Genomic DNA, 14,487 nt, shown 5'->3' with positions numbered 1-14,487 from the left:
GCATGAAATCAATTTCCACCACAGTCGTCAAGTGCGTGATCTTCGCGCTCGTGATGCTCCTCGGGTTGCTGATCACCATGCAGGCGCTGACCAGGCCGGTCGACGGGAAGTCGGACAGCTTCACCGGTGACTTCAAGGACGTGTCGGGCCTGAAGAAGGGCGACGATGTCCGCATGCTCGGCGTCCAGGTCGGCAAGATCAATTCGATCGATGTCGTGCAGTCCTCGGATCACCGGGAGACGTACGCGCAGCTGAAGTTCACGGTGTCCCGCAACCATCCGATGCCGGTCGGGACCAAGCTCGCGATCCGGTACCAGAACCTGACGGGCACCCGGTACGTCGACCTGCAGCTCCCCAAGGACTCGGCGAACGCCGACCACATCAAGGGCGGCACCACCTTCTCGATGGACCAGACCACCCCGTCGTTCGATATCACCGGGGTGTTCAACGGACTGAAGCCGGTGCTCGCAACGCTCGCGCCCGACGACATCAACCATCTGGTCCAGTCCGTGCTCGCGGTGATCCAGGGCAACGGCCAGGGCATCGCGCCCGTGCTGCAGTCGGTGGACAAGATCGTCGGTGTGAGCAACGACAAGCAGAAGGTGCTCACGGCGCTCATCTCGAACCTCGGCGACATCTCCAAGAAGATCGACGGGAATTCGCCCGGCCTGGTGAAGGTACTGCAGGATCTGGACGTGTTCGGCCGGGCTCTCGCGAGTAACAACGACTCGATCCGGGAGTGGTCCGATCAGACCTCGGGCGTCATCAGCAGGACCAACGCCCTGATGGCGGCGCTGGGCCTCACGCCGAACTCCAACCCCGCGTTGGACGCGGTCGTGTCGAACGCGCTGCCCAGCGCCGAGCAGGCAGTCAACATCCTCGCGATGATTCCCAACCTGCTGAATCTGATGAACCAGGCGTTCCCGAAGCCGACTCCGGGTGGGACCGTCCTCAAGTGCACCAACGGACAGGCGTCACTTCCGGGGCTGCTGAACGTGCTCGTCGCGGGACAAAGGATTACGGTATGCAATCCAAAATGAAGATCTTCAACCGGCCGATGCCGACGGCCGCGCAGGATAAGCGGCAGCAGTTGAACTGGGGCATCGCCGGCATCATCATCGTGGTGATCCTCGGACTCATCGCGGGTTACCTGGCGTTCTTCCAGCCCGGCAAGAAGGAGTACACCGCGTGGTTCGAAGAGGCACAGACCGTCCAGAAGGGTGACGCCGTCCGCGTCGCAGGCATCACGGTCGGTTCGGTGGCGAGTACGAAGCTCGAGAGCGACCACGTCGTGGTGAAGTTCAAGGTGAACAACGACATCTTCGTCGGCGACGCCTCTCAGCTCGCCACTCGCATGCTCACCGTGGTCGGCGGCTACTACCTCGCGCTGACCCCGATGGGAGACCAGCCGCTCGGTGACAAGCCGATCCCGTGGTCGCGGATCACGACCCCGTACAGCCTCATGGAGACCTTCCAGAAGGCGACCCCCAAGGTCGGCAAGATCGACGCTACGCCGGTGCGCCAGTCGCTGGCGCAACTCAACCAGGCCATCACGGACCAGCCGGACTCGATCCGGAACACGGTCGGGACGATGAACAAGATGGTCGACAACATCGTGCGCCAGCAGGACCAGGCCGGCGAGTTCATCAAGATCATGGGCCAGTACTCGGAGGCCGTCCGCGACAACGGCGACCTGCTGGTATCGCTCATGCACAACATGTCGACGTTCTTCGCCTCGGCGAACGCGAACCTGGCCGGATTCCACTCGTACCTGGACAACCTCGCCGAGCTGGTACAGCGGCTGGTCCCGCTGGAGAACGTGTACCTGCGTGACGTGGTGCCGCTCGCGAGTCGGCTCGACGGGCTGCTCGCCAAGGCGCGCGAGCTGATCAAGCAGGCCCAGCCGGCAATCAACCAGGGCAAGGACATGCTCAAGCAGCTGCAGACCAAGATCGAGCCCAACGGCTCGATCACGGTCGACCAGTCGTCGCAGCGCTTCCTCGCCACCAACGTCTGCATTCCGTCCCCGGGGGTGAACTGCTGATGCGCAAGTTCCTAGGTTCGCGCGGTGCCATGTCGGCGCTCGTCGTGATCGTCTGTGTCGCACTCGCGGTCGGTTTCTTCTCGGTCAAGACCGCGCTACAGAAGATGAACTCGTACTGCGCCATCTTCCCCGACGCGGTGGGTCTGTTCGACGGCAACGAGGTCGCCCAGTTCGGATACAAGGTCGGCCAGGTCACGAAGATCACGCCGGAGGGCAAGGGCGTCCGCGTCGACTTCAAGGTCGATGCCGACCGGAAGCTGCCCACCAAGATCGGCGCGGTCACCGTCGCCGACTCCCTGGTCGCGCAGCGTCGCGTCGAGCTGATCAAGGACGACCAGGGGCCCGACTGGAACGGCAAGGGCTGCATCACCAACACCAAGACCCCGCTGTCGATCACCGATTCGCTGAACGCGGTGTCGAAGCTGGCCTCCGACCTCACCAACGCCGGTCAGGGCGAGGAGTTCAAGCAGGCGATGGAGTCTTTCGGCTCGATCAACAAGGCATCGGCGGGTGTCGGGCCCGAGGTCCAGGAGATCACCAACAAGCTCGGCGAGCTGATGAAGAACCCCGGACCGGGCATGGGCGATATCGCGGCCATCCTCGACTCGTTCGCCCCGCTCTCCGGCGGTCTGGTGCAGAACTGGGGTGAGCTCGCACCGTTCATGAGCTCGTACTACCAGAACATCACCAACGTCGCGGCGCCCATCCTGATCCAGGGCAACGCAGCGCTGAAGGGTTTCCCGGGCCTGGTCAACATGCTCGGCAGCATCATGGGCAAGTACGGCGACCTGGCGATCCCGCTGCTCGACGTGACGGTCCCGGCTACCGACCTGCTCGCGGCGGGTGTGCGCCAGTTCGGTGACCTGCTCAACATGCTGCCGCCCCTGATCAAGGCGTTCACCGTGAACGTCGATCAGCGGACCATGGCCACCCACATCACGTACAAGCCGCCGGCGGCACTGATCAACTCGAACAACCCGCAGGCCACCTGTGACGCGGTGAACCGGCTGGTGCCGGGGCAGTGCAAGGTGACCAATGGCAAGGTCGACGTCAATCTGATCACCACAGTCCTGCGTGCGACGGGAGCGAACTGATGCGCACTGTTTTCTCCGACCGCACCCGGCGGGGCTTCACCCGCAGGGCAGCGGGCGTGGTCGCCGCGGCGGTCGTCGCGGCGATGGGCCTGACGGGCTGCTCATCGCACTTCAACCCGTCGTCGATCCCGGCGCCCGGCCAGAGCGGCGGCGGCTCCGGCTACGTCGTGCACCTCGACTTCCCGAGCGTGCTGAACCTGCCGGACAAGGCCCGCGTGGTCGTGAACGGCGTACCGTCGGGCCGCCTGCAGGCGGTGAACCTCAAGGACGGCAAGGCCATCCTCGACGTCAAGCTCCAGAACGGCGTCAAGGTGCCGACCACGTCGACGGCGACGCTCCAGCAGGACACGATCCTGGGCGACGTGTACGTGGCGATCAAGGCGCCGACCACCGGTTACGACAACCTGCTGCGCGCGGGTTCTACGGTGCCCATGAGCCAGACGAAGGCGCCGACGCAGATCGAGGACCTTCTGGTCGACCTGTCCAACTTCCTCGGGAGCGGCAGCCTTATCCAGGTCCAGGACACCTTCAAGCGGGTCAACGACAACCTGCCGGAGGACCCGAAGAAGCTGCAGGCGCTGATCAAGACGGTCTCTACCACGGTGGTCGACCTGGGCAAGCAGAACGACGAGCTCGCCCAGGCGATCCAGTCGGCCGGCAGCCTCGTCGACACGGTGCACGACCACTCGGACACCGTGGCCTCGTTGTTCGCGCCCGGTGGAGACGTATGGCTCAAGAACACCTTGGACGTCACCGCAGGCGCCCTGGCGATCCTGAGCCGGGTCTCCAACGCAGTGGCGCCCCTGACGTTCGCCGAACCGCTGCTCGAGAACACGACGGCCGTCGTGGCCACCGTGCTCAAGCCGCTCATGTTCCCCGGTTGGCCGAACATGAACGGTCGCGCGGCCAACCTGGCGAATCTGCAGGACCTGCTACAGAACAAGTTCATCCCGTTCGTCAAGAGCGGGGCACGGGTGAACCTCAAGAACGTGGGCGTGGGTAACCAGGTCCCCAATGAGGTGGTCGCCCAACAGATGGTCAAGACCCTGCGGCAGTTTGGAGCGGTCCCGTGAAGAAGAGCACGTTCTTCTCCCTTCTGACGTTTGCGGTGGTGATGGTCTTCGGTGCTGCCTACATCACCTTCTCGGTGCTGCAGTACAACCCGCTGCGCAAGTACACCGAGGTGTCGATGAAGGTCGCGAACGCCAACCAGGTGGTGCAAGGCACCTCGGTGCTGTTGCGCGGCGTGAAGATCGGTGACGTCACCTCGGTGGACCAGCTCGGTGACGGAGCGAAGATCAACGTCCGGTACAACCGCACGTACAAGATCCCGCAGGACACGGGGGTCAAGATCGAGCAGCTGTCCGCCGTCGGTGAGCCCTTCGTGGACTTCCTGCCGGACAACCTGGACGGGCCGTACCTGACCAACGGCACCGAGATCGCGACCTCCAAGGTCAAGAACCCGCTGTCGATCCCCGAGATCTTCAAGCTGGTCGCCGGACTGTCGAGCAACATCAACTCGAAGGAGCTCGGCGGGATCGCGGACACGGTCTGGCAGGCGACGAGCGGGACCGAGGGATCGCTACCCAACCTGCAGACGGCGGGCAACCTCGCGTCGCAGACGATCCTCTCGCGGATGCCGTCCATCCGGCAGATGCTGGAGAACACGCAGAGCTACCAGTCGGATATGAGCTGGCTGGCTCCCGCGCTGCGCGGATTCGGGCAGGCCAACTCGCTGTTCATCGAGAAGGACATCGACATCCTGAAGACGCTCGACCAGTTCAACCAGAAGGCGAACGTCCCGGACCAGCTGACGCAGACGATCAACCCGTATCTCGCCCGCATCACGCCGTACACGAACAAGGTGCTGCCGAATCTCGGCACCATCGTCGGGCCGCTCGTTCCGGCAGCGGCAGCGATCGAGGACGTGGCTCCGAAGATCGACGTATCCGCGCTGCTCTCCCAGATGCTGAACACCTTCGGCAACGACGGCGCGGCTAACCTGACAGTGACCATCCCTCCGAAGAAGTGACCGGAAGGCCGTAGACGTACGCTGCGCCGGGGATGCCCCTCGGCGCAGTGGCGCGCAACGACACGATTGGTAGCGATTCATTGAGTGACAACAAGCCCGACGGCAAGCCCGCCGACGGCGAAGCGGCCGACGTCGAGGACGCCGTCGACGCCGAGACCACCACGGCCGCCTCGGAGGGGGATGCCGCGGAGGTCGACCTCGGCAAGACACCCGCGAAGAAGAAGCGCCGCCGCGTGATAGTCGAGGAGTACATCGACGACGACGATGAGGGCGACGACGACTCGGACGGCGACGAGACCCGCGGCGCCGGCGCCGACGAGATCGACGACGGCGAGGCCGACGACGGCGAGACGGTCCCGATCAAGCGCAAGGCGCGGCAGAAGCCGTCGAGACCGGCGCCGCGGCGCCCGTCTCGCCCAGCCGCGAAGGCGGCCACCGCCGGCGGATCGAAGTCGACGGTGCTCACGATCGTCGCGACGGTGCTCACCATCGCGGTCCTCGCCGCGCTCGTGCTGTGCGCGGTCATGTGGTACGTGAAGGGCAGCGACCTGTCCAAGCTGAAGAGCCAGCAGGCCGATGACGCGAAGGCGGAGCAGGTCGCCTCGGACTACGCGCAGGGCGCGGCGAACATCGACTACCACGACCTGACGCCGTGGAAGAACGCTGTCGTCAAGGGCGTGTCGGACGACATGAAGAAGAAGTACGACGCGGTCTTCAGCCCGATGGAACAGCTCACGACGCCGCTGCAGTGGGTCTCGAAGGGCCAGTCGCTCGACGCGGTCGTCAACTCGCGGTCGGGCAGCATCTACAAGGTCACGGTCTACGTGCGGGTGTCGACGACCACGATCCAGAACACCAACGGCCAGACGTCCGTCGTGCTGTACGACATCACGCTGGACAAAGACCACAACTGGCAGATCACGGACTCCGGTGCGCCCGCGCAGCCGGGTGTCCTGCCTCAGGCCGGCGGGTCGACGACGGCACCGAGCGCGGGCGCGACACCGTCGGCTGCGGCCCCGGCTCCCACCGGTGCTGCCCCGACCGGCGGAGCCGCTGCTACCCCGGCGCCCGCGCCGGGCGGCTGACCAGCGAAGATCGACGAGAACCCATGGAAGCCGGAGCCTGCGACTGCCGCGGTCTCCGGCTTCCTCTTTACCGACAGTATGTAGTACTATGGGCTGTAGTTGATAGGCCTGAGACGAAGCTGAGCAGCGTGCACGAAAGGTGCAGCCTGGCGGACACCAGACCTCGCTCGACGGTGCGGCCCCGATGTGTGCGCCAGCCTGGGCGATTGGTAGAGTTTCAGCTGATCACGAGAGATCGCGCGTACACGCGTGGTCTCGGCAGACGCCGCCTGACCTGATGTTCAACGAAGAATATCGGCCGACACCCCGAAGGAGGGGATATGACGACGCCAGCCTCGGATCCGGTTCCGCACGTGGCGCCGGAGTCGGACCCCGCCGCGCCTGAGGGCGTGAATCTCCCCCTTCCGCCGCTCAGCCTGGTCAATCCCCTCGTTATCATCGTCGCCCTGTCGGTCGTCGCCGCCGGGATCGCCGCAGCGTTCGGCAACGTCCTGTTCGCCGCGTGGTTCCTCGTGGGCGGCCTCCTTGCACTCGGTAACGCCAAGCTCGTGATGCTCAAGGTCTCGACCGCCACGGCGGAGGCGCAGCCGCGTAAGGCTCCCGTCGCCATCAACGCGACGTTCCGCCTCGCGGTCGTCACGGTCATCGCTCTGGCTGTCGCCTGGTTGTTCAAGCCCGCCGGCCTCGGACTCATCTTCGGACTCGCGATCGGGCAGGTCGTGCTGGTCCTCCACTCTGTGATCCCTGTTCTGAAAGGACTCCGTACACAGTCATGAGCTCCATAAACATCGCTGAGGGCGGGATCGAGGTCGGCCACCACAAGACGGCCGAGTTCTTGGGCATGACCTTCAATACGGACACGATCCTGGCGACGGCCATCGCGGCCGTGATCGTGCTGATCCTGGCGTTCATCGTGCGCTCGAAGGTCACCTCCACCGGAGTGCCGAACGGCGTGCAGCTGTTCTTCGAGACCATCACGGTGCAGATGCGGCAGCAGATCGAGGGATCGATCGGCATGCGTATCGCGCCCTTCGTGCTGCCGCTCGCGGTCACACTGTTCACGTTCATCCTCATCGCGAACTGGCTCTCGGTCCTCCCGGTGCAGTACGGCCAGGACGGCACGTCGCATGAGCTGTTCGCGCCGCCGGCGTCCGACGTCAACTTCGTGTACGCACTCGTGCTGGTCGTCTTCGTCTGGTACCACGCGGCCGGTGTCCGCCGCCGCGGCATCCTCGGCCACCCGGCCAAGCTGATCAAGGGCCACGCCATCGGCCTCGCCCCGATCAACATCATCGAGGAGCTGGCCAAGCCGGTCTCGCTGTCCCTCCGACTCTTCGGCAACATGTTCGCCGGCGGCGTCATGGTCGCGCTCATCGCGCTGTTCCCGCCGTACATCATGTGGGCGCCGAACGCGATCTGGAAGATGTTCGACCTCTTCGTCGGCCTCATCCAGGCGTTCATCTTCGCCCTGCTGACCATTCTGTACTTCTCGCAGTCCATGGAGACAGAGGAGCACTAGACCGCTAGACCCGCCCCGGCGCACACCGTGTCGTGGCACCAAGACCCTGGTAAGTCAATTACCAGAAACCGAAAGGGAAGAAACACATGGCATCGATCGATCCGACTATCGCCCAGGGTGCGCTCATCGGTGGCGGTCTCATCATGGGTGGCGGCGCCGTCGGCGCCGGTATCGGCGACGGTCTCGCCGGCGCCCAGCTGATCGCCGGCATCGCGCGTCAGCCCGAGGCGCAGGGCCGTCTGTTCACGCCGTTCTTCATCACCGTTGGTCTGGTCGAGGCCGCGTACTTCATCAACCTGGCCTTCATGGCCCTGTTCGTGTTCGCGACCCCGATCTCCTAACTCTCACTCGTAAGAACGGGAACTGACGTCATGCAGCTCGCTGAGGGAAACTTCCTCATCCCCAACGGCACCTTTTTCGCCGAGCTGATCATCTTCTTGATCGTGCTCGCGGTCATCTGGTTCTTCGTCGTGCCGCCCATCCGCAAGGTCCTGAAGGACCGCGACGAGATGATCGAGAAGACGGCGAACGACCACCGGGCGGCCGCCAAGGGCTTCGAGGACGCCGAGTCCGAGTACCGCGACGGCCTTCGGGACGCGCGGGCCGAGGCGGGGGCCATCCGCGACGACGCGCGATCCGCGGGTCGCGCGTCCATGGAGGAGCAGAAGCAGCGGGCGAGTGCCGAGGCGGACGCACTCGCCCGTGAGCAGACCGAGCAGCTGAAGGCGTCGGGCCAGACGGCAGCGGAGGGCGCGAGGCAGGATCTCGGTCCTCTGTCTGCGACGCTCGCGACGCGAGTGCTGGGCTTCGACGTGACGAAGGACCCGTCTCTGACGGCGGAACTGGAGCGCTTGACTACCAAGACGGCGGTGAAGAACTAGATGTCGATTTTCATTGGACAGCTGATCGGCTTCGCCGTCATCCTGTTCTGCCTGTGGAAGTGGCTGCTTCCCCCGCTGAAGAAGATGATGCGGGAGCGGCAGGAGGCAGTGCGCGCACAGCTCGAGGAATCGCGCGCCGCGCAGGACAAGCTGGCCGAGGCCGGTGCGGCGGGGGAGCGGGCACGCGCCGACGCCGCGCGTGAGGGCAGCCAGATCCGTGACGAGGCCCGCGGTGACGCGGATTCGATCCGGGACGAGCTGCGCGAACAGTCCGACCGTGAGGTGGCTCGTATCGCGGAGCACGGGCGCGGGCAGGTCGAGCTGAACCGCTCGAACCTGATCCGCGGCCTCCGCGGTGCGCTGGGCGCCGAGTCGGTAGACGTCGCGGGCCGGCTGGTCCGGGGCCACCTGGAGGATCCGGCCGCGCGGTCGGCGTCCATCGATCGCACGCTGGACGAGCTGGAGCAGATGGCGTCGTCGGTGACCGGGCCGCAGACCGAGGCGTCCGACCGCATCGGGACCTTCTCCCTGCGTGCGGCGAGCCGCGAGGCGGTGCGCAAGCTCTCGACCGGATTCGACGCCCGCGTCGCCGAGCTGGACGACGCAGCGACCGCCGAGGTGGCGGCGGATCTCGCGAACGTCGTGCACGTGCTGAACGAGAACCCGGTTCTGCGGAAGCACCTCGCCGAGCCGTCCGGCAACGCGGAGGCCAAGCGAGCGCTCGTGTCACGCCTGTTCGGCGGCAAGATCAGCGACACCGCCGTCGTCTTCGTGCAGGACGCCGCGGCATCGAAGTGGTCCGCCCCGGCGGACTTCTCGACCGCGATAGAGCGACAGGCACGTGTTGCGGTGCTGCTGCGAGCAGAGCGCGCGGGCCGCATCGACGACACGGAGGACGAGCTCTTCCGCGCCGGGCGGCTACTAGAGTCCGAGCCGAAGCTCAACTCGCTGCTGTCGGATACCCGGGTGCCGGTCGAAGATCGTGTCGGCCTGATGGAGCGCGTGTTCGGTGGCAAGGTGAACGAGTACACCGCGGCCCTGCTGCGCCAGACGGTGCGGTTGCTCCGCTCGCGCGGTGCGGACAGCGCGGTGGCCTCGATCGCAGACCTGGCCGCGGCGCGCCGCGGAGAGTCGGTCGCGCACGTACGGAGTGCGACCGAACTCACCCAGGCGCAGACGGAACGGGCAACCGGGTTGCTGGGCCGCATCTACCAGCGCAGTATCTCCATTCAGACCGAGGTCGACCCCGAGCTGCTGGGCGGGCTGCGCATCACCGTCGGCGACGAGGTGATCGACGGCGACGTCGCCTCCCGGCTCGCCAAGGCCGCCGGCCAGCTGCCGCGCTAGGCCGAGACCAGAACTTCCACGAAGAACCAAGAAAAAGGGAAACGAGTACTCATGGCTGAGTTGACGATCTCATCCGACGACGTCAAGGGCGCGATCGAGCAGTACGTAACGACCTTCGAAGCGGACGCCTCGCGCGAGGAAATCGGCACCGTCTCGGACACCTCCGACGGCATCGCGCACGTCACGGGGCTCCCCGGGGCGATGGCCAACGAGCTGCTCGAGTTCCCCGGCGGGGTTCTCGGCGTGGCCCTGAACCTCGATGAGGACGAGATCGGTGCCGTCGTCCTCGGTAACTACGAGGAGATCGAGGAGGGGCAACAGGTCACCCGCACCGGCGACGTGCTCTCCGTACCGGTCGGTGACAAGTTCCTCGGCCGCGTGGTGAACCCGCTCGGGCAGCCGATCGACGGCCTGGGCGACATCGAGGCCGAGGAGCAGCGTGTCCTCGAGCTGCAGGCGGCGTCGGTGCTCGAGCGCCAGCCCGTCGAGGAGTCGCTCGCGACCGGGATCAAGGCCATCGACGCCATGACCGCGATCGGGCGCGGACAGCGTCAGCTGGTCATCGGCGACCGCAAGACCGGCAAGACCGCGGTCTGCATCGACGCGATCCTCAACCAGAAGGCGAACTGGGAGTCGGGCGACGCGACCAAGCAGGTCCGCTGCATCTACGTAGCGATCGGCCAGAAGGGCTCGACCATCGCGGGCGTCAAGTCCGCCCTCGACGAGGCCGGCGCGATGGACTACACCACGATCGTCGCGGCCCCCGCCTCCGATTCGGCCGGCTTCAAGTGGCTGGCGCCCTACACCGGTTCGGCCATCGGCCAGCACTGGATGTACCAGGGCAAGCACGTCCTGATCGTCTTCGACGACCTCTCCAAGCAGGCCGAGGCGTACCGCGCCATCTCACTGCTGCTGCGCCGACCGCCGGGCCGTGAGGCGTACCCCGGCGACGTCTTCTACCTGCACTCCCGCCTGCTGGAGCGCGCGGCCAAGCTGTCCGACGCGCTGGGTGGCGGTTCCATGACGGCCCTGCCGATCATCGAGACCAAGGCCAACGACGTCTCGGCGTTCATCCCGACCAACGTCATCTCGATCACCGACGGCCAGGTCTTCCTGGAGTCCGATCTTTTCAACAAGGGCGTCCGCCCCGCCATCAACGTCGGTACCTCGGTGTCCCGCGTCGGTGGTGCGGCGCAGTCCAAGGGCCTGCGGAAGGTGTCCGGCTCGCTGCGTCTGGAGCTGGCGCAGTTCCGTGAGCTGGAGGCCTTCTCGGCCTTCGCCTCGGACCTCGATGACGCGTCGAAGGCGCAGTTGGCGCGCGGCGCCCGCTGGGTCGAGCTGCTCAAGCAGGACCAGTACAGCCCGGTGCCCGTCGAGGACCAGATCGTGTCGATCTACCTCTGCGGTGAGGGCCACTACGACTCGGTGCCGGTCGAGGACGTCCGCCGGTTCGACAGTGAGCTGCTCAGCCACCTGCACCACGCCGCATCCGGTGTGTACGAGTCCATCCAGGGCGGCAAGGTGCTCGAGAAGGACCAGGCCGAGATCCTGGTGAACGAGACCAACCACTTCAAGCAGAGCTTCCTCGCCTCAGACGGATCACGCGTCGTCAACGAGGCCGAGGCGGGCACGTTGCCTGCCGAGGACGTCGAGCAGGAGACGATCAAGGTAAAGAAGAATGGCTAGTATCCGGGAGCTGCGCTCGCGGATCCGGTCGGTCAACTCGACCAAGAAGATCACCAAGGCGCAGGAACTGATCGCGACCTCGCGGATCACCAAGGCGCAGGCCCGCGTGGCGGCATCCAAGCCGTATGCGGAGGAGATGACCTCGGTGCTCTCCGAGCTCGCCGGCAAGAGCGGCACGCTCGATCATCCGCTGCTCGTCGCACGGGACGATCCGAAGCGTGCGGCGGTTCTGGTCGTCACCTCGGACCGCGGTATGTGCGGCGGCTACAACTCCAACGTGCTCAAGGAGACGCGCGAGCTGCTCCAACTGCTCAAGGAGGAGGGCAAGGAGCCGGTGCTCTACGTCCTCGGACAGAAGGGTGTCGACTACTTCACGTTCCGCGGTCAGAAGGTCGCGGGCTCGTGGACCGGGTTCTCGCAGCAGCCGCATCACTCCGACGCGGTCGCCGCGACCGACACGCTGGTGAAGCTGTTCACCGCCGGGTCGGACGAGTACGTCACGATCGACGGCGTCGAGACGCACGGTGTGGACGAGCTGCACCTCGTCTTCACACGATTCAAGTCCATGCTTTCTCAGATCCCCGAGGTGCGCCGCATGGCGCCGCTCGTGGTGGAGGAGCACGAGGGCGACGAGACCGGGCCGGAGCGGAACTATTCGTTCGAGCCCGGCGCCGAGACCCTGCTCAACGCGCTGCTGCCGAAATATGTGGCGACCAGGGTCTTCGCGGCCCTGCTCGATGCGGCGGCGTCCGAGAGCGCCGCGCGGCGCACGGCCATGAAGGCGGCTACCGACAACGCCAACGAGCTGGCCACCTCGCTCTCCCGTGAGGCCAACCAGCTGCGTCAGGCGCAGATCACCCAGGAAATCAGCGAGATCGTCGGCGGCTCCAGCGCCCTCGCGAACTAGGAAAGTGGATTCATGACTACAGCAACGCAGCCCGCTGAGCAGGGCACCGCTGCGGCCACCGGCCGCGTGACCAGGGTCATCGGCCCGGTCGTCGACGTCGAGTTCCCGCGTGGCGCGATCCCAGACCTGTTCAACGCTCTCCGCGCGGAGATCACCCTCCCGTCGGTCGCGAAGACGCTCACCCTCGAGGTTGCGCAGCACCTGGGCGACAACCTGGTCCGTACGATCTCCATGCAGCCCACGGACGGCCTCGTCCGCGGCACGGAGGTCAAGGACACCGGCAAGCCGATCAGCGTTCCGGTCGGTGACGTGGTCAAGGGGCACGTGTTCAACGCGCTCGGCGACTGCCTCGACACCCCGGGCCTCGGGCGCGACGGCGAGCAGTGGGGCATCCACCGCAAGCCGCCGGCGTTCGACCAGCTCGAGGGCAAGACGGAGATCCTCGAGACCGGTATCAAGGTCATCGACCTGCTGACCCCGTATGTCAAGGGCGGCAAGATCGGTCTGTTCGGTGGTGCCGGTGTCGGCAAGACGGTTCTGATCCAGGAGATGATCACCCGTATCGCCAAGGAGTTCTCGGGCACCTCGGTGTTCGCGGGCGTCGGCGAGCGCACCCGTGAGGGCACGGACCTCCATCTCGAGATGGAGGAGATGGGCGTCCTCGACGACACCGCGCTCGTGTTCGGCCAGATGGACGAGCCGCCCGGGACGCGTATGCGCGTCGCCCTCTCGGCCCTCACCATGGCCGAGTACTTCCGCGACGTGCAGCACCAGGACGTGCTGCTGTTCATCGACAACATCTTCCGGTTCACGCAGGCCGGTTCGGAGGTGTCGACGCTGCTCGGTCGTATGCCGTCCGCCGTCGGTTACCAGCCGACGCTGGCCGACGAGATGGGCGAGCTGCAGGAGCGCATCACGTCGACCAAAGGCCGGTCCATCACGTCGCTGCAGGCCATCTATGTGCCCGCCGACGACTACACGGACCCGGCGCCGGCGACCACGTTCGCCCACCTGGACGCGACCACCGAGCTCTCCCGCCCGATCTCGCAGCTGGGCATCTACCCGGCCGTCGATCCGCTGACATCGACCTCCCGCATCCTGGAGGCGTCGATCGTGGGCGACGAGCACTTCCGTGTCGCGAACGAGGTGAAGCGGATCCTGCAGAAGTACAAGGAACTGCAGGACATCATCGCGATCCTCGGCATGGACGAGCTGTCCGAGGAGGACAAGGTCCTCGTCGGCCGCGCGCGCCGCATCCAGAAGTTCCTGGGCCAGAACTTCCTCGTCGCCGAGAAGTTCACCGGCCAGAAGGGCTCGGTCGTGCCGCTCTCCGACACGATCGAGGCGTTCGACCGCGTCGCGAAGGGCGAGTTCGACCACCTACCCGAGCAGGCGTTCAACAGCTGCGGTGGTCTCGACGACGTCGAGGCGGCCGCGAAGAAGATCGCCGGGAAGTGACGGCCAGTGGCTGACGGGAGTTTTCAGGTCGAGATCGTCTCGGTGGAGGAGCGCCTCTACTCGGGCGAGGCGACATTCGTGATCGCGCAGACCACCGAGGGCGAACTCGGTGTGCTGGCGCAGCACGAACCGCTGTTCGGTCAGCTGATCGACGGTGGTGCGGTCGCGATCGACCCGGTCCAGGGCGACCGCGTGGCGGCCGCCATCCACGGCGGGTTCCTGTCCGTCACCGGTGAGAAGGTGACGGTTCTCGCCGACGCCGCCGAGTGGGCCACGTCGCTCAACGAGGCAGACGTCAAGCGTGATCTCGAGGCTGCGGCCGACGGATCCGACGAGCAGGCCACCGCACAGGGCCGCCTGCGCGCGCTGGAGTATCTGGCGCACAAGTAGGCGACACGACGGAGAGGCGGGGGGGGGCCCGCCGGGGGGGGGGG

At 66.0% G+C, this 14,487-nt stretch carries 15 protein-coding genes; all 15 read left to right on the top strand.

The annotated features are described in order from the left end of the window. Window positions 1–2: 2 nt before the first annotated feature. The 15 genes from P0W64_RS12535 to P0W64_RS12465 all read left to right on the top strand — a co-directional run bounded on the left by P0W64_RS12535 (window position 3) and on the right by P0W64_RS12465 (window position 14,443). Window positions 3–1,040 carry an MCE family protein gene (locus tag P0W64_RS12535; RefSeq protein WP_275480461.1) on the top strand — a complete coding sequence of 346 codons (1,038 nt, stop codon included), beginning with the start codon at window positions 3–5 and terminating at the stop codon, window positions 1,038–1,040. Then, on the top strand, window positions 1,025–2,044 hold the full coding sequence (locus tag P0W64_RS12530; RefSeq protein ID WP_275480460.1) for an MlaD family protein: 1,020 nt from the start codon (window positions 1,025–1,027) through the stop codon (window positions 2,042–2,044). Before P0W64_RS12535 ends, P0W64_RS12530 begins: the two co-directional genes overlap by 16 nt. Continuing rightward, a complete protein-coding gene (locus P0W64_RS12525; RefSeq protein ID WP_275480459.1) occupies window positions 2,044–3,138 on the top strand; it encodes an MlaD family protein in 1,095 nt (364 codons plus the stop codon). Before P0W64_RS12530 ends, P0W64_RS12525 begins: the two co-directional genes overlap by 1 nt. Beyond that, window positions 3,138–4,211, top strand: coding sequence for an MlaD family protein (locus P0W64_RS12520; RefSeq protein WP_275480458.1), 1,074 nt, complete (start codon window positions 3,138–3,140; stop codon window positions 4,209–4,211). Before P0W64_RS12525 ends, P0W64_RS12520 begins: the two co-directional genes overlap by 1 nt. Further along, on the top strand, window positions 4,208–5,170 hold the full coding sequence (locus P0W64_RS12515; RefSeq protein WP_275480457.1) for an MlaD family protein: 963 nt from the start codon (window positions 4,208–4,210) through the stop codon (window positions 5,168–5,170). The genes P0W64_RS12520 and P0W64_RS12515 overlap by 4 nt, the downstream gene beginning before the upstream one ends. 80 nt (window positions 5,171–5,250) lie before the next feature. Beyond that, entirely contained in the window at window positions 5,251–6,255 is a 1,005-nt protein-coding gene (locus tag P0W64_RS12510) for a hypothetical protein (RefSeq protein WP_275480456.1), read from the top strand. A gap of 320 nt (window positions 6,256–6,575) precedes the next feature. Beyond that, entirely contained in the window at window positions 6,576–7,031 is a 456-nt protein-coding gene (locus P0W64_RS12505) for a hypothetical protein (protein WP_275480455.1), read from the top strand. After that, on the top strand, window positions 7,028–7,774 hold the full coding sequence (gene atpB, locus P0W64_RS12500; RefSeq protein WP_275480454.1) for a F0F1 ATP synthase subunit A: 747 nt from the start codon (window positions 7,028–7,030) through the stop codon (window positions 7,772–7,774). Before P0W64_RS12505 ends, atpB begins: the two co-directional genes overlap by 4 nt. Before the next feature lie 95 nt (window positions 7,775–7,869). Beyond that, entirely contained in the window at window positions 7,870–8,115 is a 246-nt protein-coding gene (locus P0W64_RS12495; RefSeq protein WP_275480537.1) for a F0F1 ATP synthase subunit C, read from the top strand. 30 nt (window positions 8,116–8,145) lie between these two features. Further along, window positions 8,146–8,655: a F0F1 ATP synthase subunit B gene (locus tag P0W64_RS12490; RefSeq protein ID WP_275480453.1), complete on the top strand. Its 510-nt coding sequence runs from the start codon at window positions 8,146–8,148 to the stop codon at window positions 8,653–8,655. Then, window positions 8,656–10,002: a F0F1 ATP synthase subunit B/delta gene (locus tag P0W64_RS12485; protein ID WP_275480452.1), complete on the top strand. Its 1,347-nt coding sequence runs from the start codon at window positions 8,656–8,658 to the stop codon at window positions 10,000–10,002. A 51-nt stretch (window positions 10,003–10,053) separates the two neighbouring features. Then, window positions 10,054–11,688: a F0F1 ATP synthase subunit alpha gene (gene atpA, locus P0W64_RS12480; protein WP_275480451.1), complete on the top strand. Its 1,635-nt coding sequence runs from the start codon at window positions 10,054–10,056 to the stop codon at window positions 11,686–11,688. Beyond that, window positions 11,681–12,595: a F0F1 ATP synthase subunit gamma gene (locus tag P0W64_RS12475; protein ID WP_275480450.1), complete on the top strand. Its 915-nt coding sequence runs from the start codon at window positions 11,681–11,683 to the stop codon at window positions 12,593–12,595. Before atpA ends, P0W64_RS12475 begins: the two co-directional genes overlap by 8 nt. A gap of 12 nt (window positions 12,596–12,607) precedes the next feature. Next, entirely contained in the window at window positions 12,608–14,053 is a 1,446-nt protein-coding gene (gene atpD, locus P0W64_RS12470; protein WP_275480449.1) for a F0F1 ATP synthase subunit beta, read from the top strand. Between the two features lie 6 nt (window positions 14,054–14,059). Further along, window positions 14,060–14,443, top strand: a complete 384-nt coding sequence (locus P0W64_RS12465; RefSeq protein ID WP_275480448.1) for a F0F1 ATP synthase subunit epsilon — start codon at window positions 14,060–14,062, stop codon at window positions 14,441–14,443. The last annotated feature ends 44 nt before the right edge of the window (window positions 14,444–14,487 follow it).

The sequence above is a fragment of the Tsukamurella sp. 8F genome, assembly GCF_029167375.1.
GTDB lineage: Bacteria > Actinomycetota > Actinomycetes > Mycobacteriales > Mycobacteriaceae > Tsukamurella.
The sequence above is the reverse complement of the archived record's forward strand: the minus strand, read 5'-3'. Positions and strand labels throughout refer to the sequence as shown.

Coding starts and splice junctions, on each gene's coding strand:
- P0W64_RS12535 (WP_275480461.1), top strand. CDS start 3: ATGAAATCAATTTCCACCACAGTCGTCAAGTGCGTGATCTTCGCGCTC.
- P0W64_RS12530 (WP_275480460.1), top strand. CDS start 1,025: ATGCAATCCAAAATGAAGATCTTCAACCGGCCGATGCCGACGGCCGCG.
- P0W64_RS12525 (WP_275480459.1), top strand. CDS start 2,044: ATGCGCAAGTTCCTAGGTTCGCGCGGTGCCATGTCGGCGCTCGTCGTG.
- P0W64_RS12520 (WP_275480458.1), top strand. CDS start 3,138: ATGCGCACTGTTTTCTCCGACCGCACCCGGCGGGGCTTCACCCGCAGG.
- P0W64_RS12505 (WP_275480455.1), top strand. CDS start 6,576: ATGACGACGCCAGCCTCGGATCCGGTTCCGCACGTGGCGCCGGAGTCG.
- atpB (WP_275480454.1), top strand. CDS start 7,028: ATGAGCTCCATAAACATCGCTGAGGGCGGGATCGAGGTCGGCCACCAC.
- P0W64_RS12490 (WP_275480453.1), top strand. CDS start 8,146: ATGCAGCTCGCTGAGGGAAACTTCCTCATCCCCAACGGCACCTTTTTC.
- P0W64_RS12485 (WP_275480452.1), top strand. CDS start 8,656: ATGTCGATTTTCATTGGACAGCTGATCGGCTTCGCCGTCATCCTGTTC.
- atpA (WP_275480451.1), top strand. CDS start 10,054: ATGGCTGAGTTGACGATCTCATCCGACGACGTCAAGGGCGCGATCGAG.
- P0W64_RS12475 (WP_275480450.1), top strand. CDS start 11,681: ATGGCTAGTATCCGGGAGCTGCGCTCGCGGATCCGGTCGGTCAACTCG.
- atpD (WP_275480449.1), top strand. CDS start 12,608: ATGACTACAGCAACGCAGCCCGCTGAGCAGGGCACCGCTGCGGCCACC.